The sequence below is a fragment of the Aquicella lusitana genome (genome assembly GCF_902459475.1).
Lineage (GTDB): Bacteria > Pseudomonadota > Gammaproteobacteria > DSM-16500 > DSM-16500 > Aquicella > Aquicella lusitana.
In genome coordinates, this window is sequence record NZ_LR699114.1 from 861,155 (window position 1) to 886,760 (window position 25,606).

General features: G+C 47.3%; 19 protein-coding genes and 1 riboswitch. Of the genes, 2 read left to right on the plus strand and 17 right to left on the minus strand.

Annotated features, from left to right (window positions below):
- Nucleotides 1-49: 49 nt before the first annotated feature.
- The 11 genes from AQUSIP_RS04045 to AQUSIP_RS04095 form a co-directional block, all read right to left on the minus strand.
- Entirely contained in the window at nucleotides 50-784 is a 735-nt protein-coding gene (locus AQUSIP_RS04045; protein ID WP_114834505.1) for an ABC transporter permease, read from the minus strand.
- Nucleotides 781-1,539, minus strand: coding sequence for an ABC transporter ATP-binding protein (locus tag AQUSIP_RS04050; RefSeq protein WP_197737822.1), 759 nt, complete (start codon nucleotides 1,537-1,539; stop codon nucleotides 781-783). Before AQUSIP_RS04050 ends, AQUSIP_RS04045 begins: the two co-directional genes overlap by 4 nt.
- Nucleotides 1,525-1,646: riboswitch (TPP riboswitch) on the minus strand. It overlaps the preceding gene by 15 nt.
- A 44-nt stretch (nucleotides 1,647-1,690) precedes the next feature.
- The gene (locus AQUSIP_RS04055; protein ID WP_114834506.1) at nucleotides 1,691-4,768 is read right to left on the minus strand and encodes an efflux RND transporter permease subunit; all 3,078 of its coding nucleotides are present in this window, start codon (nucleotides 4,766-4,768) and stop codon (nucleotides 1,691-1,693) included.
- Nucleotides 4,769-4,871: 103 nt separating this feature from the next.
- Nucleotides 4,872-6,032 (minus strand): efflux RND transporter periplasmic adaptor subunit, encoded by a 1,161-nt coding sequence (locus tag AQUSIP_RS04060; RefSeq protein WP_232058631.1) that lies wholly within the window; start codon nucleotides 6,030-6,032, stop codon nucleotides 4,872-4,874.
- Between the two features lie 23 nt (nucleotides 6,033-6,055).
- Nucleotides 6,056-7,600: an efflux transporter outer membrane subunit gene (locus AQUSIP_RS04065; protein WP_114834507.1), complete on the minus strand. Its 1,545-nt coding sequence runs from the start codon at nucleotides 7,598-7,600 to the stop codon at nucleotides 6,056-6,058.
- Nucleotides 7,601-7,705: 105 nt separating this feature from the next.
- The gene (gene rseP / locus AQUSIP_RS04070) at nucleotides 7,706-9,064 is read right to left on the minus strand and encodes an RIP metalloprotease RseP (protein ID WP_114834508.1); all 1,359 of its coding nucleotides are present in this window, start codon (nucleotides 9,062-9,064) and stop codon (nucleotides 7,706-7,708) included.
- A gap of 137 nt (nucleotides 9,065-9,201) precedes the next feature.
- A complete protein-coding gene (locus AQUSIP_RS04075) occupies nucleotides 9,202-10,074 on the minus strand; it encodes a septal ring lytic transglycosylase RlpA family protein (RefSeq protein ID WP_197737823.1) in 873 nt (290 codons plus the stop codon).
- Nucleotides 10,075-10,093: 19 nt separating this feature from the next.
- Nucleotides 10,094-11,140 (minus strand): lytic murein transglycosylase B, encoded by a 1,047-nt coding sequence (gene mltB, locus AQUSIP_RS04080; protein ID WP_114834509.1) that lies wholly within the window; start codon nucleotides 11,138-11,140, stop codon nucleotides 10,094-10,096.
- 9 nt (nucleotides 11,141-11,149) lie between these two features.
- Nucleotides 11,150-12,289, minus strand: a complete 1,140-nt coding sequence (gene rodA, locus AQUSIP_RS04085; protein ID WP_114834510.1) for a rod shape-determining protein RodA — start codon at nucleotides 12,287-12,289, stop codon at nucleotides 11,150-11,152.
- The gene (gene mrdA, locus AQUSIP_RS04090; protein ID WP_114834511.1) at nucleotides 12,243-14,129 is read right to left on the minus strand and encodes a penicillin-binding protein 2; all 1,887 of its coding nucleotides are present in this window, start codon (nucleotides 14,127-14,129) and stop codon (nucleotides 12,243-12,245) included. The genes rodA and mrdA overlap by 47 nt, the downstream gene beginning before the upstream one ends.
- A 109-nt stretch (nucleotides 14,130-14,238) precedes the next feature.
- A complete protein-coding gene (locus AQUSIP_RS04095) occupies nucleotides 14,239-14,784 on the minus strand; it encodes an acyloxyacyl hydrolase (RefSeq protein ID WP_114834512.1) in 546 nt (181 codons plus the stop codon).
- Between the two features lie 165 nt (nucleotides 14,785-14,949).
- Between AQUSIP_RS04095 and AQUSIP_RS04100 the strand changes: the two genes are divergently transcribed.
- The gene (locus AQUSIP_RS04100; protein WP_114834513.1) at nucleotides 14,950-15,375 is read left to right on the plus strand and encodes a hypothetical protein; all 426 of its coding nucleotides are present in this window, start codon (nucleotides 14,950-14,952) and stop codon (nucleotides 15,373-15,375) included.
- 137 nt (nucleotides 15,376-15,512) lie between these two features.
- On the opposite strand, the gene hemH is transcribed toward AQUSIP_RS04100, so the two are convergent.
- From hemH to AQUSIP_RS04115, 3 genes are read right to left on the minus strand one after another with little or no spacing between them, the layout of a single operon-like run.
- Nucleotides 15,513-16,475 (minus strand): ferrochelatase, encoded by a 963-nt coding sequence (hemH, locus tag AQUSIP_RS04105; protein WP_114834514.1) that lies wholly within the window; start codon nucleotides 16,473-16,475, stop codon nucleotides 15,513-15,515.
- 39 nt (nucleotides 16,476-16,514) lie between these two features.
- Nucleotides 16,515-17,558: a zinc metalloprotease HtpX gene (gene htpX / locus AQUSIP_RS04110; protein ID WP_114834515.1), complete on the minus strand. Its 1,044-nt coding sequence runs from the start codon at nucleotides 17,556-17,558 to the stop codon at nucleotides 16,515-16,517.
- Nucleotides 17,559-17,566: 8 nt separating this feature from the next.
- Nucleotides 17,567-18,142, minus strand: a complete 576-nt coding sequence (locus tag AQUSIP_RS04115) for a LemA family protein (protein WP_114834516.1) — start codon at nucleotides 18,140-18,142, stop codon at nucleotides 17,567-17,569.
- A 108-nt stretch (nucleotides 18,143-18,250) separates the two neighbouring features.
- On the opposite strand from AQUSIP_RS04115, the gene AQUSIP_RS04120 reads away from it, so the two are divergent.
- The gene (locus tag AQUSIP_RS04120; RefSeq protein WP_114834517.1) at nucleotides 18,251-18,913 is read left to right on the plus strand and encodes a class I SAM-dependent methyltransferase; all 663 of its coding nucleotides are present in this window, start codon (nucleotides 18,251-18,253) and stop codon (nucleotides 18,911-18,913) included.
- An 80-nt stretch (nucleotides 18,914-18,993) separates the two neighbouring features.
- Here the strand turns inward: AQUSIP_RS04120 and AQUSIP_RS04125 are convergent, their stop codons facing one another.
- The 3 genes from AQUSIP_RS04125 to gatA form a co-directional block, all read right to left on the minus strand.
- A complete protein-coding gene (locus tag AQUSIP_RS04125; RefSeq protein ID WP_114834518.1) occupies nucleotides 18,994-22,515 on the minus strand; it encodes an FAD-dependent oxidoreductase in 3,522 nt (1,173 codons plus the stop codon).
- Between the two features lie 204 nt (nucleotides 22,516-22,719).
- A complete protein-coding gene (gatB, locus tag AQUSIP_RS04130) occupies nucleotides 22,720-24,153 on the minus strand; it encodes an Asp-tRNA(Asn)/Glu-tRNA(Gln) amidotransferase subunit GatB (protein ID WP_232058632.1) in 1,434 nt (477 codons plus the stop codon).
- 1 nt (nucleotide 24,154) lies between these two features.
- The gene (gatA, locus tag AQUSIP_RS04135; RefSeq protein WP_114834520.1) at nucleotides 24,155-25,606 is read right to left on the minus strand and encodes an Asp-tRNA(Asn)/Glu-tRNA(Gln) amidotransferase subunit GatA; all 1,452 of its coding nucleotides are present in this window, start codon (nucleotides 25,604-25,606) and stop codon (nucleotides 24,155-24,157) included.

Here is a 25,606-nt window from a genome sequence, read left to right on the forward strand (position 1 = left end):
TCCGATTCAGTCTGTCATCCTGCTTTACCTTGAAGCCTTATTTTGCAATTCAGTTCCACCACACCAGTCTGCGCAGAAGCCTGTCTACGCTGAAATACAGGGTCAAGGCCAATAAAATAATAACAATTAATGCGGCAAACATCATGTCAATTTGCAGCCGGGCATTGGCGTTTAACATCAGGTACCCGAGCCCGTGGCTGGATCCGACCCATTCACCGACAACAGCGCCTATAGGTGCGACGACAGCAGCGATACGGATACCAGAGGCCAGTGCGGGCAAGGCTGCAGGAATGCGGATGTGTAAAAATATGCGCCATTCTTTAACATGCATGACCCGGGCGAGCGCGAGCCAGTCGGGGTTCGTTTTGCGCAGGCCATCATAAAAAGCACTGGTAATGGGGAAAAAAATCATTAGGGTGGTTGTCGCTATTTTTGATGCTGTTCCATATCCCAGCCAGATGACTAGCAGGGGAGCGATAACAAAGGTGGGAATCGCCTGGCTGATAATAAGAATAGGCAGAAACCAGCGAGTAAGCGGACGAACAAAAGCGACCACGATCGCTGCCATGGCACCAAAAAAAATGCCCAAGAGGAAGCCTGCTATGGTTTCATAAAGGGTGGGTATGGCTTGAACAGCGATCAGGTCACGCTGTTGATAAAGCGTAGCGAAAACCTGCCAGGGAGGAGGCAACAGATAATCGGGTAATTGCCAAATTTGGACAATACCTTGCCATAACAGCAGCAAACCCGCAGTGATCAGGAGCATGCGTAACAATGGCCTCATAGTGCTTCTCCCGCCGCCTGTGCCAGCTCCCGGAAAAGCATTGCCTGCAGATCGATAATTTCGGGCTCGGACAATTCACGCGGTCGCAATGAGGTTAGGCGGGCAACGCGTTTTAAACTCGCGGGCTCGCCTTGCATAATATAGATAGTGTCAGCGAGGCGCAGCGCTTCCAGCGGATCATGTGTAATGAATAGAACGGTTTTATCCTGGAGTAATTGGGCAGCAAGCGTTTGCAGCTTGTAGCGAGTGATCGCATCGACTGCCGAAAAGGGCTCATCCATCAAGACCAGTGGTTTATCCTGCATTAGGGTCCTGACCAGTGCGACCCGCTGCCGCATGCCGCCAGATAATTGATGCGGATATAAATGAGACGCCTCGGCTAACCCTACTTTGTTGAGCAGGGAAGCAGCTTGCTGTGCGGCCTCGGTCCAGCGGGTTTTGCCTGTGCGCAGGCGGGCACTGACCATCGCATTTTCCAATACGGTCAGCCAGGGTAACAACATATCCGTTTGTCCCATGTAGGCGACTTGCTGGCTCAGCGGTTGGTGATTGTCTGCGTAAAAAGTACCCTGTGATATTTCCTCGGGCGAGGCCAAGCCTGCTATCATGCGAAGAAAAGAGCTTTTACCTACACCACTTGGCCCCAGGAGGGCTATCCATTCACCCGCAGGCAAGTCGATATCAAGATGCGAAAAAACAAGATGCCCGCCATAGGCAAGCGCCGCATTTTTAATGTGAATATGTGGAATTTTCACTGCTTCCTCCGCCAGTATTGTCTGGATCAGGTACAAAGGGTCGTTCCCGCTAGGGATCTCTCAGCCAGGTGGATGGTTATAGGTATATGGCGCCCCTGAGTGTGGAGAAGATAGTACGCTATTTGGTTATGGCGATGCAATCGGATCCACATCAGGTGCTGGAGGGATTCTCAGGAAGGCCAAGCGCGTCTTCGGCATGATGTTCTTGTGCGATCAACAAATACATTGCGGGCACGACAAAAAGGGTAAAGAGCGTGCCGATGGAGATGCCGGTTGCGATGACAAGACCAATGTTATAACGGCTCAGTGCGCCTGCGCCGCTTGCAGTAATGAGCGGGATGACGCCCAATACCATGGCAGCCGTTGTCATCAAAATAGGGCGCAAGCGAACCCGGGCGGCAATCTCCACAGCTTCACGCTTGCTTTTTCCTTCTTTTTGCAGGTCATTGGCAAACTGTACAATGAGGATACCGTGCTTACTGATAAGGCCAATCAATGTAACCAGACCTACTTCGGAATAAATATTCAGCGTTGCACCGCCAATGCCGAGGCTCACAAAAATCATCGCGCCGCAAATGGACATAGGGACACTGATGAGCACGATGAGCGGATCACGAAAACTTTCAAAAAGCGCGGCAAGTGACAGGAAAATGATAATCAGCGCAAAAAAGAAAGTGACAATTAACGCAGAGCCTTCCTGGATGAATTGACGCGATTGTGATGCGTAATCTGTGCTGTATCCTTCTGGTAATACCTCCTCTGCAATTTTCTGGAAGGCGCCCAATGCATCTCCCATGGTGACGCCTGGAAAAGCAACAGCAGAAATGGTAGTTGAATTAAGCTGCTGAAAGTGGTTGATGGCTTCCGGCACGATAACTTTTTTCAGGCTGGCAATTGTTGACAGAGGAACGGATGAACCATTCGCTGCGGTAACGTAATAGTTGAGCAGGTTATTGGGATTGAGTCGGTCTTTGCGGACCATCTGTGGAATGACTTGGTATGAGCGTCCCGCATAATTAAAATAATTAATATAACCCTCACTTAGCGCCGCGCCCAGTACATCACCTATATCTTGCATATTTAAACCGAGCTCGGACGCCTTGTCGCGGTCGAGAATAATATTAGTTTGCACTTGGTCAATTTTAAGATCAGGATCAATATAGGCGAAGATGCCGGTTGCATAAGCTTTATCAAGTACGTTCTGTAATACTTCATTCAATTTGTAAAAATCATCGGTCGTTGTGATGACAAACTGGATAGGCAAACCGCTGCCGCCGCCCGGAAGAGAGGGAAGCTGAAATGCAGCCGTTTTTGCGCCGGCGATTTTATCAAGCTGCTGCTGAATGATGGGTTGCAGCTGGTTGGATGTGCGTGTGCGTTCGTCCCACGGTTTTAATACCATTCCCACGATGCTGGTATTTAAACCATTTGCACCATCAATTTGAAAGATATGCGCGGTTTCAGGATATTGTTTAAAAATGTTATAGATCTGGTTGGAATAAAGCTGGGTTTGTTTTAGGGAGGCGTTTGCGGCGGCTGTGGCCTGTGCGATGATAATGCCCTGGTCTTCCTGCGGTGCCAATTCCGAATCGGAGCTGATGAAGAGAAAATAATTGCTCGCGAGAATAATAGCGGCAAACAGAATCGTCACTGGCAGAAAGCTCAATGAATGACGTAGTATGCTTTCGTAGCCATGTTCCACTTTTTCAAAGGTCTGATCGATCAGCAAAATAAATCCTTTCTTGCCCTCGTGCGACATTTTTAAAAATTTCGAACACATCATCGGCGAGAGTGTTAACGCAATCACTGCTGACACGGTGACTGCGCCTGCCAGGGTGAAAGCGAATTCAGTAAACAAGGCGCCGGTTAATCCGCCCATAAATCCAATGGGCGCGTAGACAGCAATTAATACGACAGTGATGGCAATAATAGGATTGGCAAGTTCTCTTGCGCCAATAATCGCCGCCTGAAGCGGCGGTTTGCCTTCCTCCATGTGACGTTGCACATTTTCAACAACAATAATCGCGTCATCGACCACAAGGCCGATCGCCAGTACCAGCGCGAGCAGACTTAACAAGTTGATGGAATAACCCAGAATCAGCATGATAAAAAAAGCGCCGATAATGGAAAGAGGAATGGCGATGAGGGGAATAGTGACGGAGCGTATGGAACCTAAAAACAGAAAGATGACAACGGTTACGATTAAAAAGGCTTCCATTAAGGATTTGATGACTTCCTTGATGGAGCTATTTACGTATTCACTGGCATCATAAACAATGCTCGCATTTAACCCTTGCGGTAACTGCTCTTGAATGCGGGGAAATATCTGTTTGATGTTATCAATGACTGTTAGCAAATTGGCGGCGGGCGCAACCTTGATGCCTACGTATACCGCGTCGCGTCCATCAAAACCAACGGCGGTATTATAATTCTGTGCACCCAAATCGACTTGGGCGACGTCTTGAAGACGGATGATGGCGCCATTCTGGAATTTCAGTACCATCTTTTTGAATTGTTCGACGTTCGTTAATCCTGTGTTCGCTGTGAGGTTTTGGATAAACATCTGACCATCTGTACGGCCAACGGCAGAAATAAAATCATTTTGGGCAAGCGCATTGGAGACATCCGCGGCGGAGATGCCATAGGCGGCCAGTTTTATGGGATCGAGCCAGGCGCGCAGCGCGAATTGACGGTTTCCCAGGATTTCAGCCAGTTGTACGCCGTTGACTGCCTGCAGTTTGGGCTGGACTACGCGGATCAAATAATCTGTGATTTTGTTATTGGTGAGTTCATCGCTATAGAATCCAATGTACATGGAATCAATCGTTTCACCCACCGCAACGGTGATGACCGGCAGCTGAGAGCTGGCCGGCAGCTGGTTCAGAACGGCGTTGACTTTGGTGCTAATGTCCGAAAGTGCTTTTAACGGATCATAATTTAATAGCAAATTGACGTTAATGGTGCTTGTGCCCGGCGTGCTGCTGGATGTCATGTAGTCAATGCCGCTTGCTTGTGCGATGGAATTTTCTAGCGGCGTGGTAATAAAGCCGGCTACTACATCAGGGTCTGCACCGGTATAAGTTGTTGTGACAGTCACAACGGCATTTTCTGTAAACGGATATTGCATGACAGGGAGCAAGGCGATAGAACGCAAGCCCATTGCCAGAATAAACAGGCTAATAACTGTGGCAAGTACAGGGCGTTTGATGAACAAGTCAGTAAATTTCATGCTTACTCTCTCTTACTGCCATTGCATGCGCGGAGTTAATCCGCAAGATGCGGCTATTCCAAGTTCTGCTGTGCGTAACCCAATCAGCTGGGCCATGAACAGGTTATCCATCGTGTTCATTGGATACTTTGGGCGACGGATTATTCGCAGGCTGCACACTGTTGTTGATAGCAATATAGCTGCCGTTTTTAAGTTTAAGCTGTCCGCTGGTTACAATAATATCGCCTTCCTTGATGCCCTTTAAAACCATGATCTGGTCGCCGCGGGATTCGCCAGTTGTGACAAACACTTGGTTTGCCGTCAGAACGGTTTTTCCGTCTTTATCCTTTTTTTCTTTTACCACATAGACGATATCGCCATAGGGATTAAAGCTGATCGCGGTTTGCGGAACGGTCAGATACGGTTTGGATTTGTCAGTAATGATTTCAACATTGCTAAACATGCCGGGCGCCAATTCCATTTTGGGATTGGCAATGGTGGCTTCGACTTCGACGTTGCGTGTATCGGTCTGGACAAGAGGATTAATGGTTGTAATTTTTCCGGTAAACGTCTTTTTGGGAAAGGCATCGACCGTGATATTTACTTTCTGCCCGACTTTAAGGCGGGCGAGCGCCTGTTGTGGCAGATAAAAATCAGCATAAATGGGATCAAGGCGTTGCAAGGTGACGACCGTATCGCCCGGATTGAGATACTGTCCTGGGTTAACTTTGGAAATACCGAGACGGCCGCCAAAGGGCGCTTTGATTGTTAACTGTTCGACAATAGCAGCCTGTTGAGCCACTTGCGCGCGCAAGCTTTTGAGGTTTTGCAGATCGGTGTCCAGCTGCTGTTTGCTGACGGCTTTTACCTTGTACTGTTTTTTATCACGTTCGTAGGTGATACGGGCGAGTTCGGCATTCGCTTCCAACGCATGAAGTTGTGCGATATTGGGATCCGCATTCTGCTGCACCAGCAGGGTTCCTTCGGTCACTGTTGCGCCGGGCGTAAAATAGATGGTTTGTATCATGCCGCCCAACTGGGCTGTGACATTGACGCCCAGTGTTGCGCGCATGCTACCTACCGCTTTTAACTTAGGTTCCCAGTTAGAATAGGCTACTTTTGCCGTTGAAACGGTGATGACTGGATTTTCCATGCTGGCAAAAAAACGCTTCATCAGCAGCGACATGACGCCTTTATAAAGAAAAATGCCGCCGAATAGAACGCCGAGGACTATTAGCATGATTAACATCGGTTTTTTCATTCTGCTGTCTAATCTAACCTTCATAAATTATCCTCATGTATCTCCGCTTAGGGGCATATCAATGAAGCCTGCGTGGGATTGACAGTGTCATGACATGCCGCTATCGGACGGTTCCACCAGCCGCCGCCTAGTGATTGGAACAGGGCGACTGTATCACTATAACGTGCTGCCTGCGCTTGGATGCGCGCTATAACGGTTTGCTGATATTGCTGCTGGGCAGTGAGTAGATTGAGGTAACTGACACCACCCAATCGATACTGATCTTGCGATAATTTCAAACTCTTGTAAGCGGCCATTTCAGCCTGCCGTTGTGCACGCAAGGTGCGCGCGTCGGTTTCGAGTGCCCGCAGCGAGTCAGCAACATTTTGAAATGCTTGTAGTACGGTCTGGCGATATTGCGCCGCTGCCTGATCATAGGCGGCAATCGCGGCTCGGCGTTGAGCGAGCAGGGCGCCGCCCTGAAAAAGCGGTTGCGTTAATTGACTTGCGATACTCCATTCCTTGCTCGCAGATTTAAACAGGGCGGAAGGTACGGTTGCTGTCCAGCCATAGCTGCCAGTCAAGGTAAACTGTGGAAATAAGTTTGCCGTTGCAACGCCAATCTGGGCACTTGCGGCGTGTAATAGTGCTTCGGAAGCCCGCACATCAGGGCGCTGCCGTACAAGAGCAGAAGGCAGACTGATGGGTAACTCCACAGGCAGTACCAATTTATCCAGATCAAACTTGGGCAGTTCCTGATTAGGAAATTCACCGATTAGCACGGAAAGCGCGTGTTTTGACTGCGATAAACTTTTTTCAAGTGGCGGCAATGTTGCGCGTGTTTGATCAAGCAGCGTTTGCTGCGTCAGTACATTGGATTCGGCAATTGCGCCTAAACGGAATTGATTGTTAATGATGGTGAGCTGGTTTTCCTGTTCTTTAATTAATTGACGCGTCGCTTTGATTTGTCCTTCCAGTGAAGCAATGGTAATGGCAGTGGTAGCGATATTGGAGGTCAGTGTCAGATAGGCAGCAATTAATTGGAATTGCTGATAATCAACCTGTGCCTGCAGGCTTTCTATTTCCCGGCGTGCCCCACCAAAGATATCCAGCGTATAGGAAACATTTACAGCTGCATTAAATAAATTAAAAACGTTCGAACCACCACTTGATCCGCCAGTAGGCCCCGTGCTGCTGGAGAGACCGGTAGCTCGCTGGCGTTGCCCGGCGAGCTGCGCATTAAAAGCAGGGTAAAGTGATGTGCCTATTTGTGCATTGAGGAGTTCCTGCGCCTGACGTAAAGCCGCTTGGGCTGCTGCCAGGTTAGGACTGTTAGTTAAACCGGTATGGATGAGTGCATCCAGTGCGGGCGAGCGAAATAGCGTCCACCATTCAGCCTGGATATCCTTGTTGGTGACATAATGTTGTGCTTTTCCGCTATTACCTGGCGTACGCACGCTGGCGGTTTTAGCCGGTAACGGGAATTCATTGTAAGAATGGACGGGAGGCGCATGAGGGGAATGGAAATTAGGGCCGACCATGCAGCCTGTCAGAGCATAGCTGGATAAAACAACAACGATTGAATATCGTAACGCCATCCAACGCGAATGCATTCAGCAATCCTGCTTCGTTATGTCCCTGCTTTGAGAGCGCTCAGTTATTTGGAACGCTCGAAAATATCAGGTTATCTTACTATAAAACCTGGTTTCAGAACATCTTCACATCAATCTTAATAGATCATTTACCAGTGCTTGAATGAGCACGAACAGGATCAGCGTAAACCCCATGTAATACAAAAAAATAATAATGCGTTCCGGTACTGTGCGTTGAATGAGAAACTCCACAGTCTGGATAACTAAATGACCGCCATCCAGTCCGGGGATGGGGAGGATATTAATGATACCAATCGTGATGCTTAAAAAAGCCAGAAATCCGAGAAATGAAAGCAAGCCATAATTTAAGGCAGTGCCGGCGGTTTCAAAAATCGTAATGGGCCCGCCAAGACTTTGTAGTGATAATTTCCCTGTGACCATTTTTCCAAATAACAGCAAGTTGAAATACGTAAAATCGATAATCTGTTGACCTGCGGCGCCCAAGGCTTGAATGGGTCCGTATTGAATTTTATGCATCATGTTTTCAGGCCAGGTAAAGTCAGGTCCAATGCCAAGATAACCGTATTTTTGAAAGAGCAGGTTTCGCTTATAACCGATGTTTACCGGAAAGGTTATTTGTTTGCCTTGCCTTTCCACTGTAAAGCGAATTGTTTCACCAGGATGATTGAGGGTGGCATTCAAGACCTGAGACCAGTCATTCACTTTCTTTTTATCGAGGGCAATAATGAGATCGCCCGTTTTTAAAGGCGATGCCGCAGCAGGAGAAGCTTCGGCAATCACACCGATGACCAGGGGAACGACAGGTTCGTAGGGCTTGATGCCAAGACTGTTCAGCGGGTCAGGCGATAATTCATCCATGTCCCAGGCGGTTAAATCCAGCAGGTGTGTTTGTGTTTTATTACTGGCTGGATCACGCGTTTCGACTTTTAGTTGATCCTGATTGCCAGCATGCGCAAGAATACGAAATAAAACGCTTGTCCAGTTGGATGTTTTTCTGTCATCAACGCGAATAATTTCCTGTTTCATTTTAAGCCCGCCGTTTGCCGCGATCGAGCCCGGCGCTACTTCGCCAATGATTGGACGGATATTGACAAAACCGATCATGAAAATGAGCCAATATAAAATGAAAGCGCAGAAAATATTGGCGGCGGGACCTGCTAGCACAATCAGAAATTTTTTGTAAAATGGCTGGCGATTAAAGGCAAGATGGACTTCTTCTGGGGCAACGTCGCCTTCACGCTCATCCAGCATCTTGACGTATCCGCCAAGCGGGATAAGTGCGAGCACATATTCTGTGCCTTTTTTGTCATACCAGCGCGCCAGTGATTTACCAAAACCGATCGAGAAGCGTAGTACTTTGACCTTTAATAAACGGGCTGTAATAAAATGCGCCGCTTCGTGGGTTCCAATGACAAAAAAAATGGTTAACAAGATCCCCAGAATGGAAAGTAATACTTGGAGCATAGGCGATTCCTGATGTTAGCTTTAGCATCACTGGTTGAGAGCATTTACCTGTGTTATCTCTGCAGGATGACAAATTAAGTGATGCCACTACTCAGACACCAAATCCGCAACAAAAGCGGGTGATATCATCCAGCAAGTTATCCGTCATTCGTCTTGTTAGGCTTAATACCCATACCCTTTAAACGATGCGTAATTTTATCTTCCATGGCAACATCTTTAATGGGGCCAACTTTGACACGATAAAATTTGCCGCTGGCGGAGGGGCTGGAAATTTTGACAGGTGCTTCCAGCAGGGCAATCAGGCGCTGCTTCAGTTTTTCTGCGCGCGATTTATTTCTAAATGCGCCTACTTGTAAGTACACTGATTGGGCGGATTTATTTTCGGGCAAAAGCGGGTCTTCTGTGAGAAGAAAATCGCGTTTATTATTCTCAGCAAACTGCTTTTTGTGTTTCGCCTGACGGGAAGCGACAAAGAATTGATCCCGCTCGTATGTGCGAGGATTAATGGCTTTTACTTTAACCAGTGCTGTGCCATGCCCGAGCATACCCAGTTTCTTGGCTGCAACATAAGAAAGATCAATCAAGCGGTTGCCTTCAAAAGGGCCGCGATCATTGACTTTGACAATGATTTTGCGCTTGTTTTTTAAATTGGTGACTTCAACATAAGTAGGAAGCGGCAAGGTTTTATGCGCGGCCGTCATGCCTAACATGTCGTACGGTTCACCGCTTGACGTGCGCCGGTCGTGGAACAGCGTTCCATACCAGGAAGCAGTGCCGACCGCTTCATAGTTTTTGCTGGATTTCAGTGTATAGTAGCGTTTACCAAAAACGCGGTAGGAAGTCATATTGCCGTATTTGGCTCGGGGTTCGGGTTTAGGTACGGCGTTAGGGATCTTGGTTTCATCCACATAAAAATTAGGCGGCCCGTCTTTCTTGCCTACGTGACTGCAGCTGCTCAGCAACAGCATCAAAAAAAGAACCAATAAGGCACCACGGGGGTGCCTGCTCATTGTTGACATCCTGGTCAATTTATCCATTATTCAGTCGTTCCCTCAAGTCAGAAATATAAATACTTAATTGATAAACAGCCATTGCGTACAAGTCGCTCGAATTATAGCGTTTAATCACGCCAAAATTGTGCAATCCCAGCCAATATTCTTTACTGTAACGGTTTTGCAACTCAATAATTTTCAGCTTCTGATTTTCCGGTACGATTTTGGTTTTCGGTATAATGCCATATTTAGCGAGATCTGCTGCAAGTAGCGGTTCTTTGATTTTATTATTGCGCGATAGATAATTATATCGATCGCCAATGGTAGCTGCCTGGATGGCGACGGGTTCATTGAGCTTCCAGCCATGTTTGCTATAGTAATTGGCAATGCTGCCAATGACATCGACTTCATCATTCATAAGATCGGTTTTGCCACTGCCGGAAAAGTTAACCGCATAATGGCGATAGCTGCTTGGCATAAATTGCGGTTGGCCAATGGCGCCAGCATAAGACCCCATGACCTTCAGTGGATCCAGTTTTTGCTCGCGAGCGAGCAATAAAAATTGCTCTAGCTCTCTGCGAAAGAAAGGTGCGCGGGAGGAATCACTAAACGCTAGATTGGTCAGCGAATCGATCACGCGATAATCACCCGTGCGTTGACCATATTTTGTTTCAATGCCAATGGTGGCAACGATAATACTAGCTGGTACTTTATACACCGCTTCTGCTTTGCGTAGTACAGTTTCATATTTATTCCAGAATTGTACACCATGTTGAATGCGCCATTCATTCACGAAGAGCATTTGATAAGTATACCAGGGCTTTTTTTCCAGCGGTTTTTTCACGTGAGTGACAACGATAGGGCGCAATTTGACTTTGCTGAAAAGTTCAACCAACTGCTCCTTGTTGAAACGATTTTTTTTCACCATGGTTTTAATGAATTCTTGGACATCCTTGCGTTCTACAAAATGCATATCGGCATAAACAGCTGGGCTTAAAAAGACGAGCGCGAACCCAAGCAGAATGGATGAGATAGACGTGACTATCCGGGTACAGAAGGCGTGTGAGCCTAAAAATCGCAGCATATTTTATCCTTAAGTAGTCACTAATTTTCTATGCGTTTGTATAGACATCAGCATACCGAAACTTATCATCATCGTCACCATGGATGATCCGCCATAACTAACCAGCGGCAAGGGAATGCCTACCACGGGCAGGATGCCGGTCACCATTCCCATGTTTATGAAAAAAGAAACAAAAAAAGTAAACGTAATACTGCCGGCCAAGAGACGCGTAAAGGTATCCTGCGCATTGATTGTAATATATAATCCGCGCAATACAACCAGCATATAAAGTACAATTAGAATCATATTACCTACAAAGCCGAACTCTTCTCCGCAAACGGCAAAAATAAAATCAGTCGAATGTTCGGGCAAAAAGTGCAAGTTCGACTGAGTACCATTTAACCAGCCTTTTCCAAACCATCCGCCTGAGCCAATGGCGATCTTAGATTGAATAATGTGGTAGCCTGCGCCTAAGGGATCCCGTTCTGGATTCAGAAACGTCAGCACACGCTGGCGTTGATAATCATGTAGTACATACCAGGCAAAGGGAACACAAACGATGAGTAGGGTGAGTGCTGAAGTAATGATTCGCCAGCTTAAACCGGCAAGAAATAAGACACTGCTGCCCGCAATGGCAAGCAAGATAGCAGTGCCCAGGTCGGGTTGTTTGGCAGTGAGAAAAGCGGGAATGAAAATGATAGGAATGGCAACGAGAACCGATCGGGTCGTTAGGGGAAGGTGGATACGGTGATAATACCACGCCAGTAAAAGCGGAATGGCAAGCTTCATTAATTCAGCCGGTTGAAAGTGTACAATCCCCAAGTCCAGCCAGCGCTGCGCGCCTTTGCCTATGCGGCCAATAACCAGCACCGTAATGAGCAGAGTAAGACCCAGCAGATAAAGCCATGGCGCTAATCGCTGTAAGGTGGCAGGCGAAATTTGCGCGACCACAAACATGATAAAGAAAGCTAGCATTAATCGTGCGATTTGCAATTCAATGGCGCGCGGATTTTGACTGCTGGCGCTAAAGAGGATGAAAAGTCCCGCAGCGGCGAGCAGCAGCAGGAAAGTGAGCAGCGTGATATCGATATGGATATATTGCCAGAATGTACGATAACGCGTGTCATGCTGGGGTTTTTTCAATTTTATTCGGAGAATGTCGAGTAACATTTTGTTGAGTTCCTAGGTAATAATCGAAAATAGCCCGCGCGGTTTCGGCTGCAACGTGACTGTGTTCGGTAATAATCGCGAGTGCAATTTTCGGTTTATCTGCTGGTGCAAATGCAATAAAAAGATTATGGTCGCGGAGCTTTTCAGGTAAATTTTCCTGTTTATCTTGCTCGTCCGGATTTCGGCGTCGCGAAACCTGCGCTGTCCCTGTTTTGGCTGCGATGGTATAAGTATAATTATGTGGCCCAAAGGCGCGATAGGCTGTGCCCCCGGGAGAAGCCACCACATCCTGCATGGCTTTAATCACGATGTCCCAATAAACGTCATCTTGTAATGTCACGGGATCGAGCGAGATGGGTTGCTGCGACACATAGGCTTTGCCGGGAAGCTGCTCGCCCAGTAAGAGGAAGGGCATGAAGCGCTGTCCCCGATTGGCGAGGGTGGCTGTGGCGGCAGCAAGTTGTAATGGCGTAGCCTGCATAAAGCCCTGGCCAATGGCTGAAATAATAGTGTCACCGTCATACCAGCGTTCACCTTTCATTCTTCGCTTCCATTCAGGGGAGGCGACAATACCCGGCAGTTCGTCATCCAGGTCAATGCCCGTGAGTGTGCCAAAACCAAACTGGTTTAATATGGCGCCCATGCGACGAATGCCCATTTTGTTGGCCAACTCATAAAAATAAATATCACAAGAAGTGATAATCGCCTTACTCAGATTGACTGTACCATGACCGCCGCGGCGGTGGTCATGGAAGCGGTGTGAGCTATTGGGCAATTGGAACCAGCCCGGATCCCAAATAGTATCCGTTGGCGTCACAACGCCGGTATCCAGCCCCTGCAAGGCATAAAAAGGTTTAATGGTAGAAGCAAACGGATAAAGACCGCGCAGGGCCCGGTTGTAAAGCGGGCGGTCTTCGGATCCCTGTAAAGCCTGATAATCTTTCTGGCTAATGCCAAGTACAAAGAGGTTAGGGTCATAACCGGGCTCACTTACCATGGCAAGAATTTGCCCCGTAGCAGGCTGAATGGCAACGACGGCACCGTTATGTCCGGAAAGTGCTTTTTCAGCAGCAAACTGCAGCCCGCTGTCGAGCGTGAGATAAATATTTTTACCCGGTGTTCCCTTGATTTCTTTTATCACCCGGATGGGTTTGCCATTCGCGTCATTTTCTACTTCTTCATAACCCACCTTGCCGTGCAGTTCTTCTTCGTAATACTTTTCAATGCCCAGTTTGCCAATATAATGGCTGGCGCTGTAATTTGTTTGGTCAATTTCGCTGAGTTCCTGGGCGTTTATGCGTCCTACATAGCCAAGTACATGGCTGAAGCTTTTACCGTAGGGATAATAGCGCATCAGGCGGGCCTTAATGAGGACACCGGGAAAGCGAAACTGATTTTCTGCAAAACGTGCCACTTCTTCCTCTGTTAAACGCAGTTTTAGCGGTATTTCATCAAAGCGCCGGTGCTGTCTCAGCTGCCTGCGGAATTGACTGATGTCATTGTCCGACAGAACAATTATTTTCTTGAGTGCCGCGATGGTTTTATTTAGCTCGGTGACTTGTACAGGAATGATATCCAAGCTGAACACGGGAATATTTTCAGTTAGGAGAACCCCATTACGGTCATAAATCAGCCCACGCGTCGGTTCGATGGGAACAAGATCCAGCCAGTTTTTGGTCGACAGGGTGCTATAAACATTGTGCTTGGTGATCTGCAAATAGGCGAGCCGTAGCACCAGCAGGGAGATTAAAAAACAGATAATGGCGAGAGCAAGCATGGTGCGCTTTGCAGTCAGCTGAATTTCCTGCTGATGGTTCTTGATGGGGATCCGTTTATACATGGTCAAGCCGTAAACTCAAATGGCGATATATTAACGTTAGTTCCATCTAAAAGTAACTATTTGCTCACTTCATCATGCCATGATTCTGCAAAAAAAGCTCGCGGAGGGATTAGTTGAATCGATATCCCACATCCAGCAACAGTGGAACGGTAATGCCTGAATTATGCGCAGACAGGCGAGCATTAGAGTAGTGCACGGCATGGACCCCGATGGACAGGCGTTCAGAAGCCCCGAAGAAAGCACCGATTCCTGCCCTGTCCTGAAAAGCGAAGTGAATGCCCAGATTGCGGTCGTCCAGCCGCGTGTGATTGAGATAAGACAGACCAATGCTGAGTTCAAGATAGGGCAAAACGGGCCCGCGCTTTTTAAAAGTATAGCGAACTACAGGTGCGATGGAATAAATATTCAGTGTGGTGTAGTAGGGTGTATTCGTTACCCAAAAGTGAGAAAAACCACCATCAAAATAAACGTTGAATTGCCGCCATTTAAAACGTTGCGGATCATAATTCAGCATGAGTTGATAGCCATGCAGCGAAGGAGGTTCCTTGGTGATAAGCGTGTAAGAAAAATTGGCGCCATAATAAGGTGCTGCCAAGGAAAGCGCTGGAAGCAGCGAGAGTAGCACTATGATGAAATAGAATTTTCGTCCTGTCATGTTGCTTGGTATTTTCCCTAATACCTATTTTTTGATACTAGCATGTAATTAATTGAGACAAAAGCATTAATAAGAACGGCTTGTCATTGATTTCAATTCCGTTGGTGAATACAATCTGTCGTTTCAAAAGCGCAATTAAAATTTATAACTAACGAGGATGTACTCATGAAAAAGGTATTTACTTTTGTCTCCCTGCTATCGCTTTCTTCGCTAACATTCATTCCTTCTGTAAGTCTGGCAGATCCGGTGGGTTTACGGGTAGAAATTAACTGTCCAACGAGGAATGAGTTAGCTAATTTTGGTGATTATGTGGCAGGGAATGGCTATGAAGTAATTCAAGATCGATTTAATACAATTTATTTTAAATCTTCTTCGCTGCCGACGCTTATGCCGGCAAAATTAGATACTTATCGTAGCGAATCCACTGAATACGATAGCACGAGCGGACGCGTTACCTGTTACTACAACAGTCTCGCTCAAGACCCGCGTTTTTCCGTGGCCTACACTCTTACAAATGGACGAGGCGGTTCAGTAATTTCACAGTCTGAGAGCAATATCGCGATCAGCCTGCCCTTTGGTTTGCGGGGATAAATCAGGAAATAATTGTTCCTGAGATTATGCCAGTTTCGCGAGGGTGTTTGTTTAATTGAGTCATCTCTGTCTACGCGGAGATGACAGGGTTTTGTAAATGTCCTCGCTGGCAAATGTTCTACGCTGATGTTTAACGCTTAAAGCCGGGAAAAAATGAGGGTGATGAGCATATCTATCTGGTTTTCATTTAATGCTGGAATATAACGTAGCGATTCACCGCCTGCCTCAAAGAACGTTTCCTTGCCGCGTATGGCGATTTCTTCCAGTGTCTCCAGACAGTCGATAGCAAAGCCAGGACAAATTACATCCACATGTTTGATGCCACGTTCGGGGAGTTCACCAAACAAAGTCTGGGTAGAAGGCTTGAGCCATTTGTCATAACCAAATTGGGACTGATAGCACAACGTCCACTCGTCTTTGGCTAACCCTACCGCTTCGGCGAGCAGATGCGCTGTTAATTCACACTGTCGCTGATAAGGATCTCCTGCTTTGACAAAACGTTCGGGAATACCATGAAAAGAAATAAGCAAGTGCTGTGGGCGGCCCTGTTTTTTCCAGGCAGTTTGCACGCTGGAAGCGAGTGCACATATGTATTCATGATTATCAGCATAATGATAAATCATTTGTAAATCGGGCAAGGCAGACCACTTTTTTAATCCGGCAATAACACGGTCAAAGGTGGAGGCGGTCGTGGTATTGGAATATTGTGGGAAAAGCGGCAGCACAATAATTTTATCTACATTTTTTTGCCGTAATTTTTTCAAACCCTGGCCAATGGAAGGATGTCCGTAATTCATGCCAATTTCCACTTCGATCTCGCCAGGCAGCGAACGTAGTTTGGTTTGCAGGCTGGATGCGACATATTGCATGGTGGCACGCATGGGAGAACCGTTTTCCTGCCATATTCGCTGATAAAGCCGGGCTGACCGGCGTGGCCGTAATGTCAGGACCAGTCCGTAGAGAATAGGCAGCCAGATCAGTCGTGGCAATTGTACAATACGTCTGTCGGATAAAAATTCTCTCAAGTAGCGCCGTACCGCGCGGGGGGTGGGGGCGTCAGGTGTACCTGTATTGGTAATTAAAACACCGGTCTTAGGCATAGATTATGTATGGATCATGAAATAGGGAGAGCAATTTTACTATATTTTCCGCTTAAACCCTAATGCCTCAAGCCGGGTTTCAAGGCTGGGATGCGTTGAAAAGAGGTCACTGGCCGAGGTGACGGATTTGATGCCCGCTTCAAAAGGATCGAAAATATACGCTTCTCGCCTTACATTTTCATGAGGGGTGCGCTGATAGGCTGCCCGGTACTGATCACGGTTTTGGATGTGGTCTTCCTGGATCTTGATAAGCGCGGAGGCAAGCGGTTGGTTAGTTCGCATCAGTTCTACACAACCCGCGTCTGCCATCAGCTCACGGGTACGACTAAGATACAGCAGAAGCAATACGCTAATGAGCGGCAGGGTATAGCGTAAAAGGATGATGATGGTTGCCAACGAATTTTTAGAACGGCTTCCGTTACGGCGGCCGCTAAAAATTGCGTTATAAAACAGTATATCCAATACCATAATTGTCAGGTTGGCAAGAAGGGATGCGGTTAAAGTCAGCTTGATATCAAGATGCCTGACATGACTTAATTCATGCGCCATCACTGCCTGCAATTCATCGCGATTTAATTTTTCCATGAGGCCGCGCGTGATTGCTACCATGGCTGATTTTTCGCTATAGCCGCTTGCGAACGCATTCATGTAATCTGCATCAATGATGAAAACCTTCGGCATATAACGTAGCCCGGATGCAATTTTCATCTCTTCTACTACATTATAAAGCTGGCGCTCCCGTGTATTTTGAGCGGTCTCTGGCGTAATTTCGTGGTAATCCGTGCCCAGTAACATGAGTCGGTCATATAAAGTATAGCTGACCAATAATGAAATCGCTGCGATACCCAGCATGATTAATGTTGCAATAGGAAAAAGCCTGAAAGTCACCAATGCCGTAAAAAGTGCTGGAATGGTAGCGTGGGGATAGGCGGAAGCATACAGATACATATCAACTAACAGCCCAATTCCACAATATATCAAGAAGAAAAGACTAATAATGATATAGGTGCGACGGTTATTTTGACGCAGTGCCTTTCGCCAATCGGCGGTGGACACTGCGTAATGATCAAGCTGGTTTGGCATGGGCTAAATTAGAGTTGCACAGTATAGGATTCTTGTTCAGCGACTTTTTGTGCAGTGAGTTGCCAGTAGGGAAAATCCTTATCCAGCTTGCTGCGAAAAGACGCAACGACAACCGAAGCAGGAAAGGATTTTTTATTGGCGTTATAAATTTCGATACTGTCATTATAGGATTGCTTTGCGTAAGCAAGTTTGTTTTCGGTGCTAACAATTTCTTCTTGAAGCTGCAGGCAATTCTGGTTGGCTTTTAAATCCGGATATTGCTCAAACACGACATTGAGGTGCGTCGCTATTTCAGAAATCTGGTTTTCTGCGGCGAATCGCTCTTTCTCATCGCCCCTGGCTTTGGCCTGCTGTGCCTGGTTTCGCAAAGCGACTACATCTTTCAAAGTAGTTTTTTCGTAATCCATATATTTTTTGACAACATTGATCAGGGACTCAAACACTTTGAACCGTCTGTCCAGCTGAACATCAATTTGTTTTTGGTTATTCTGTATTGTTTCAATCTGGGCAATGAGACGGTTATAAGTCAAAATCACATAGCCAATAATCAGCGCCAGAATAATTAATATGATAAGGGTCGCCATGGTTTATTCATCCTTACTAAAATGAAATAATACACACCTGCTGGCAGTATTATAACATTGAAGTCTTTGCTGTGGACAGGTGCTATGCAAGCGAAAAAGGAGCTCGCCATGTCTGATGTAACAATTAATTTAACCCCGACGTTATATCGTTATTTATGCCGGGTCTCTCTGCGGGAGCCGGCGGTCCTTAAGAAGTTGCGTGAAGAGACGCACAAGTTAAACGGTGCCCGAATGCAGATTTCGCCGGAACAGGGCCAATTCATGGCATTGCTGGTCGAGTTACTGGGAGCCAAAAAAACAATTGATATAGGTACATTTACCGGTTACAGCGCGCTGGTCGTGGCGCTTGCACTGCCGCCGGAAGGCAGGGTCATTACCTGTGACATTGACACACAGGCACCATCCTTGGCCAAATTATTTTGGGAAGAAGCAGGTGTTGCCCAAAAAATTGATCTGCGTATTGCTCCCGCATTGGAAACACTGCAAAAACTGCTGGATGAAGATCAGGCGGGTACTTTTGATTTCATTTTTATTGATGCGGATAAGACAAATTATCTGCATTATTATGAAAAATCCCTGACATTGCTTCGCACGGGCGGTCTTGTTGCAATTGATAATGTGCTATGGGACGGCAAGGTGGCTGATCCTGCAGTTGATGATAAGAACACGCTTGCCATCCGCGCGTGCAATGAAAAATTAGCAAGCGATGCACGTGTAACGTTGAGCATGATTCCCATTGGCGATGGGTTGACGCTCGCAAGAAAACGTTAGTTATCTTGAAAACAGTTTTGCTATGAGCTCAATCGACTAAAAAATTATCAAAATTGGGATGGTATAGGCGTATTCGAAAGCTAGATTTTTGCTACCCGATACTGATCAAACAAATGTTCCACCCATAATCGACTTAAATGATCCAGTAAGCGGTTCTGCATCTGGCGCGCATCAATGTGATCAATATCAATGATTTCAAGAGGCTGGTCCTGCCATGAACAGGCGAAGACAGCTTTAGTCCGCAGGCCTGTTTCCGGATCAATCTGCCATTGCAGACATTGGGCGCAAACTCCTTTCAACATGCATTGCATGTTGCCATAGACAGAAGCAAATACGGGGGGATTTTTAACAAGATAATCCTTAAGACGCGTTTTACGTGCCGCTTGAAACTGGCGTAACAGATACGTATCTCCGACAACAAAAACACGGTCTACATCTGTCAGCAGAATCGCGGGCGGCTGGCCGGTCAATTGGCCTTCTGTATAAGCGATCAGTGTATGGATCATGTCTTCGCCGGTTACTGAATAGTCGCGCATGCGATGCGTGTTGATACATTCACCTTTTCTTACCTGCCATATGATAACATCGGCGGCACGCTCTAATTGTTTTTGACAATAAACCTCTTCTTTATTATTAAATAATCCTGCATAAATGACACGGTTGCCGGCAGCTTGCAGGGACGGGCCATAGCTGCGCAGAAAGGCGAAGCTGGATTGGTTGCCAATAATCAGAATGGTTTCACCCTGCGCAGGAATTTTTGCGCGCACGCCAGTGGGTCCCATCAAGGAAACCGGTTCCCCTTTTTTCAAAATAGCGCATAACTTTGCGGTTGCACTGTTTTCCGTGACAATGAAATTTAAAATGCCCTGTGCTTCATGATGTTCTGCTGCGACCAGGGCGAGCGGTTCCATCTGAAATAAAGTATGGTCCACATGTGGCGCGTAAGTTTCAAAGTTTTGTAAACGGTAAAACTGCCCGGGCTTGAAATGCTTGGCAGCGAGAGGAGCCTGAATGCTGAGTTCAATGACATTGTCTGTTTTGCGGGTAATTTCGGTTACTCGCGCCCGGAACAAATAATTTATACGCTCGGCGAATTGCTGATATTCATTTTCATCGCCTAGTTGACCCAATTGGTTGTGCAATAGCGTCAGTATTTTTGTGTAAGTCCGCGTGCCGGACGCAATGGCTTTAACAACGTTGCCATGGAAAACCGGATGCGTATCGCCAATCAGGCTTACGCGGCGGTTTTCTTTTTGATAGGAAGTAAAAGGACCGAATTGCGGATCTTTACAATGTTCTACACCATGCGCGACAGTCAGCTTGCCATCTTCATCTTCATAATGCTGGTATTGCAGATTGAGCCGGTTAAAAGTGCCGCGGTGCTCGAATTCATAAGCCGTGTTAGGTTGCGTGCCGGTCGCAACCAAAATGGAGCGGGCAGGCAAACGAACAGTTTCTTCTGTGGTGATCCACTCATTTGCTTCCTTGCGCAGGCGTTTCTGGCAGATGAGCGCAACCGCATGACCAAACTCATCTAGGTCGACACTGGCTGGTTCCAACCCTTCCGCATAATAAACGCCTTCTTGCAGGGCTTTGACGAGTTCTTCATGATTATTGATATAAGCAGGGGATTCCTGCATGGAGCGGCGATAAGCGATGGTGACGCCTCCCCATGCATGTAACAACTTGATAAAATTGGGCTGCTCACCTTTCGCCGCTGCACGCTCACGTTCCTGGCGAACGGCTAGACCATGACGCAGGTATTCAGCAAGGATCGCTCGTGATGCAGCGTCAAGTGGGCGATTGACATAGTCTTCACCGTATTTGTTTACCAGTATTTCATGACGTCTAAGAATTTTCTCAACCTGGGTGAGGTAGTAAGCTTGTAATTCTGTCGCCGTGTCTACACCGGTTAGGCCGCCGCCGATTACGACGGCGGGGAGGCGAATTTGCAAGTTAGTCAGGCTGCTCGACTTGGCGGCATTGCCAAGCTGTAATGCCATCAGGAAGTCGTTGGCTTGGCGCATGCCCGGTGCGAGACTGCCAGGCACTGAAAGCGCTTTTGGCAAACCAGCCCCAACGGCAACGACAAAATGATCAAAGCCCATTTCCCATGCATCTTCCACTGTCACGGTGCCGCCAAATCGTACACCGCCAAAAACCTGGAAATGCGGTCTGCGCATTAGGCTCAGGTAAATCAGCTTTAAAAAGTTTTTGTCCCAGCGTACGGTGATGCCGTATTCCGCCACACCGCCGAATCCCGCCATGAGGCGCTCATCCAGTGACTCCTTAAGATCGTCAAAGCGGTAAATAGGTTGATTTATTAATGCTTCAGGTAGCGGCTCAATTTTGAGGCCATCAAAGCCAACGACGGCAAAACCTTCCAGTAATAAATGATGAGCAAGTGTAAAGCCGGCAGGCCCCATGCCGGCGATCATGATTTTGAGTCCGTTATAGGGTTTCATGAGCCATTGGTGTTGCCGCAAAGGATTCCAGCGCGTCAATAAATCATAAATTTCCACACCCCAGGGCAAGTCGAGCACATCCGTCAGGACGCGCGTTTCAATTTGCGGAATATTAACGGGATCCTGTTTCTGATAGATGCAAGCTTTCATGCAATCATTGCAAATACGATGGCCGGTTGCAGGGCACATCGGATTATCCACCATGACCATGGCGAGCGCAGCAAGTGTTAATCCCTCTTTTTTAAGCTGATGCATTTCGGAGATTTTTTCTTCTAGCGGGCAGCCGGTGAGCGTGACATTCAGCGGGTTTTTTTTGAATCCTTGGGCAGGATCACCTTTTTTAACAGGGAATCCTTTGGAACAAAAATCACCTTCATGGTCATGGCAATAAATACAGTAATTGATTTCATCCTGAACGCTGCGCGCATCCATGCGAGGGTCTGTCAGTTTGAATCCATCTCGGTGTCGCCACTGGTCTTTGGGTGCGGCAACACGGTTGAGTGGGTCATCCTCAAGCATGACGGTATGCACCAGTTGTTGGTGATCAATGCGCACCGGCAGCCGGAAGCTGGTCCAGGTAGAAGTGCGCTGCTGCCCTTCCGGTGTGGTGAGTGCTCTAGCGCACCACTGCACAAGCTTTTCAATTTCTGGCTGCCAGGTTTCCGAGTCTGCCAGGTAATGTGTACCCAGCAGAGCGATGGCCAACTCTTTATCATCGGATTGCAGCGGTGCCCGCGCGAGTTCAGTGCTTAGCCAAGCATCGAGTTCAGCAAACGCAGGAAGCGCCTGTACTCGTGAAAGTTCTTTTTTGGCGCGACGTAGCACAAAGTATTTTTTAAAAGCCGAAATAGGGTTATGTGAAGTGGTTTTGGCCTGACTAATTGCAACCGCTTCTTCAATATCAAACAGGGAAGCGAGAAAATTCTCTAGCACTGTGGCGCAACTAATTAATAATTCACTGATTTCGATAGCAGAAAGCGTGCTGGTGCGATTGCGGTAAGCTAGCAGTTTGTCGTGCAAATCCGGAGAATGATGGTTTAAATGTGTCAAAAAAGCCTGATCCAGGCGGACCAACCCGTCCGGGTGAAATAATTCCGAGAAAGTGAAGCCATTTAGACGCAGTTCTGAGGATGCCATGCTTTACTATTTTATGCGATTTTGGCGAAGAGGTGTGAATTATAGGAGAATTTTGTTTTTTTTGAAACCGCTAAGTGGGTTATTCATAGTAAAGCACGCAACAAATGCCGCTTGTCCGAGGATTGAATGCTTTGTTTTTACCATGAACCCAGATCCCGCGGACAAGCCGCGGGACAACGGTGGAAATAAGAAGGTGGTAGAGAATTACCCCTGTAACTTCTTTTTCAACAGGTCATTTAACTGCTGCGGGTTCAGTTTGCCTCCCGAAAGCTTCATGGCTTGGCCAACGAAAAAGCCGAATAATTTTTCCTTGCCCCCACGGTAAGCTGCCACCTGTTCAGGATTAGCTTGGATAATTTCATCAATGAGTTTTTCAATCGCTGCAGTGTCAGTGACTTGTTTTAAGCCGCGCTTTTCAATAATCGCGTCGACTTCCCCTTCGCTATTCCACAGGGCTTCAAAAATGGTTTTGGCGATTTTGCCGGAGATCGTGTTATCGGCAATGCGGGAAATTAATTTACCCAATTGCGCGGAAGTAATAGGGCTTTCCTGGATGTCCAGGCTCGCTTTGTTTAAGGCACCCAATAACTCGCTAATGACCCAGTTGGCAGCAAGCTTGGGTTGATCACCCGATTCCTTCACTACATTTTCATAGTAGTCGGCCATATCCTTGCTGCTGACCAAGATGCTGGCGTCATAAGCGCTAAGACCATACTGGCTCATGAAACGTTCGCGTTTCTGCTGAGGAAGTTCGGGGAGTTCAAGCCGGACTTTTTCAATGAGTTCGTCACTGATGACAAGCGGCAGCAAATCCGGGTCAGGGAAATAACGATAGTCATTGGCTTCTTCCTTGCTGCGCATGGAGCGGGTTTCATTTTTATTCGGGTCGTATAACCGCGTCTCCTGGACAATGGTGCCGCCATTTTCAATGACGTTAATCTGTCTTTCGATTTCATAATTAATGGCGCGTTCAACAAAACGGAATGAATTAATATTCTTTAATTCGGTACGTGTGCCGAATTTTTCCTGGCCTTTGGGACGAACAGAAACGTTGGCATCACAGCGGAAAGAACCTTCCTGCATGTTGCCGTCGCAAATACCTAAATAACGCACCAGTGTGTGTACCGCTTTAAGATAGGCAACCGCTTCTTTTGCTGATCGCATGTCCGGTTCAGAAACAATTTCCAGTAAGGGAGTGCCGGCACGGTTTAAATCAATGCCAGTGAGTCCGTGAAAATCCTCGTGCAATGATTTGCCTGCATCTTCTTCAAGATGCGCGCGAGTAATGCGAATACGTTTGGTGCCTTCTTCGAGCTGTATATCGAGATAGCCTTGCTGTACAACAGGCAGTTCGTATTGGCTGATTTGATAGCCTTTAGGTAAATCGGGATAAAAATAATTTTTACGCGCAAATACCGATTTACGCGCCACTTCTGCATTGGCACCCAGTGCAAATTTGATGGCCATGATCACGGCTTCCTGGTTGAGCACAGGCAGCACACCTGGCATGCCAAGATCAATCGCGCAGGCTTGTGTATTGGGTTCAGCGCCAAACTGGGTCGATGCGCCTGAAAAAATTTTGCTGCGTGTCGCAAGCTGTGCGTGAATCTCAAGTCCAATAACGGTTTCCCATTCCATCTTAAAACCCCTCCGGAATTTGTTGGTGCCAATCTGTAACAGTTTGATACGCATGCGCAATGTTGAGCAGCTTCGCCTCGCCAAACAGATTGCCGATTAATTGCATGCCAATAGGCAACCCGTTAACGAAACCAGCAGGCACAGAAATGCCCGGCAGGCCGGCCAAGTTAACAGCAATGGTATAAATGTCCGAAAGATACATGCTGACGGGATCGCTGACTTTTTCACCTAGTTTAAAAGCAGGGGTAGGCGAGGTGGGGGATAGAATTACATCGACATTTTTAAACGCTTCCACAAAGTCATTGCGAATTAGACGCCTTGCTTTTTGAGCTTTTAGATAATAGGCATCATAGTAACCGGCAGACAAGGCATAAGTGCCGATCATGATACGGCGTTTGACTTCGCTCCCAAAGCCTTCACTGCGTGTCCGTTTGTAAAGATCCTGTAAATCAGCCGGGTTTTTACACCGGTAACCGTAACGTACACCGTCGTAGCGCGCGAGGTTGGAGGAGCATTCTGCGGGTGCAATGACATAATAAGCGGGAACAGAGAGTGATGTATTTGGCAGGCTGATTTCTTGCACAATTGCGCCCAGCTTTTCATATTCTTTGATAGCGGCTTCAATGACCTTTGCTACTTCATTGCTGAGGCCGTTGCTGAAATATTCCTTGGGTAATCCGATGCGGATGCCTTTAATGGGATTGTTCAAGGTAGTAGTGTAATCAGGTACGGGTTCATTAATGCTGGTTGAATCACGCTCATCAAACCCTGCCATGGCGGTAAGCAACATGGCCACGTCTTCTACTGTTTTTGCGAATGGGCCGCCTTGGTCAAGGCTGGAAGCAAATGCAATCATCCCGTAACGCGATATACGTCCATAGGTAGGTTTAAGACCGGTAATATTGCACAATGCGGCAGGCTGGCGTATCGATCCGCCGGTATCTGTTCCGGTTGCGCCGGGTACAAGGCATGCGGCAACAGCGGCAGCGGAACCACCCGATGAGCCGCCGGGTACATATTCCAGGTTCCAGGGGTTCCTGACAGGACCGTAATAACTGTTTTCGTTGGATGAGCCCATGGCGAATTCATCCATGTTGGTTTTGCCCAGCATGACCGTGCCAGCTGCTTTTAGATTCCTCACAACGGTTGCGTCATAAGGCGCGAGAAAATTATCCAGCATTTTGGAGCCGCAGCTAGTTTTAACGCCATCGGTGCAAAAGATATCTTTGTGCGCAAAAGGAATGCCCGTGAGCGGACCTGCTTGCCCCTGCTTGCGTTTTTCATCAGCCATTTTGGCGGTTTGCAACGCAGCATCTTCTGTAACGGTAATAAAGCTGTTCAGCTTTTGATCGTACTGTTTGATTCGTTCGAGAAACAGTTGGGTGAGCTCCAGGCTTGAGATTTTTTTGGTGCTCAATTCCCTGGATAATTCTGCAATAGTTTTGCGATGCAT

Excerpts from the sequence above, each read along its gene's own strand:
- AQUSIP_RS04045 (WP_114834505.1), bottom strand. The coding sequence starts at position 784 with ATGAGGCCATTGTTACGCATGCTCCTGATCACTGCGGGTTTGCTGCTG.
- AQUSIP_RS04055 (WP_114834506.1), bottom strand. The coding sequence starts at position 4,768 with ATGAAATTTACTGACTTGTTCATCAAACGCCCTGTACTTGCCACAGTT.
- hemH (WP_114834514.1), bottom strand. The coding sequence starts at position 16,475 with ATGCCTAAGACCGGTGTTTTAATTACCAATACAGGTACACCTGACGCC.
- AQUSIP_RS04125 (WP_114834518.1), bottom strand. The coding sequence starts at position 22,515 with ATGGCATCCTCAGAACTGCGTCTAAATGGCTTCACTTTCTCGGAATTA.
- htpX (WP_114834515.1), bottom strand. The coding sequence starts at position 17,558 with ATGCCAAACCAGCTTGATCATTACGCAGTGTCCACCGCCGATTGGCGA.
- AQUSIP_RS04100 (WP_114834513.1), top strand. The coding sequence starts at position 14,950 with ATGAAAAAGGTATTTACTTTTGTCTCCCTGCTATCGCTTTCTTCGCTA.
- AQUSIP_RS04120 (WP_114834517.1), top strand. The coding sequence starts at position 18,251 with ATGTCTGATGTAACAATTAATTTAACCCCGACGTTATATCGTTATTTA.
- AQUSIP_RS04060 (WP_232058631.1), bottom strand. The coding sequence starts at position 6,032 with ATGAAGGTTAGATTAGACAGCAGAATGAAAAAACCGATGTTAATCATG.
- AQUSIP_RS04095 (WP_114834512.1), bottom strand. The coding sequence starts at position 14,784 with ATGACAGGACGAAAATTCTATTTCATCATAGTGCTACTCTCGCTGCTT.
- AQUSIP_RS04075 (WP_197737823.1), bottom strand. The coding sequence starts at position 10,074 with ATGAGCAGGCACCCCCGTGGTGCCTTATTGGTTCTTTTTTTGATGCTG.
- rseP (WP_114834508.1), bottom strand. The coding sequence starts at position 9,064 with ATGCTCCAAGTATTACTTTCCATTCTGGGGATCTTGTTAACCATTTTT.
- mrdA (WP_114834511.1), bottom strand. The coding sequence starts at position 14,129 with ATGTATAAACGGATCCCCATCAAGAACCATCAGCAGGAAATTCAGCTG.
- AQUSIP_RS04065 (WP_114834507.1), bottom strand. The coding sequence starts at position 7,600 with ATGCATTCGCGTTGGATGGCGTTACGATATTCAATCGTTGTTGTTTTA.
- mltB (WP_114834509.1), bottom strand. The coding sequence starts at position 11,140 with ATGCTGCGATTTTTAGGCTCACACGCCTTCTGTACCCGGATAGTCACG.
- gatB (WP_232058632.1), bottom strand. The coding sequence starts at position 24,153 with ATGGAATGGGAAACCGTTATTGGACTTGAGATTCACGCACAGCTTGCG.
- AQUSIP_RS04115 (WP_114834516.1), bottom strand. The coding sequence starts at position 18,142 with ATGGCGACCCTTATCATATTAATTATTCTGGCGCTGATTATTGGCTAT.
- rodA (WP_114834510.1), bottom strand. The coding sequence starts at position 12,289 with ATGTTACTCGACATTCTCCGAATAAAATTGAAAAAACCCCAGCATGAC.
- gatA (WP_114834520.1), bottom strand. The coding sequence starts at position 25,606 with ATGCATCGCAAAACTATTGCAGAATTATCCAGGGAATTGAGCACCAAA.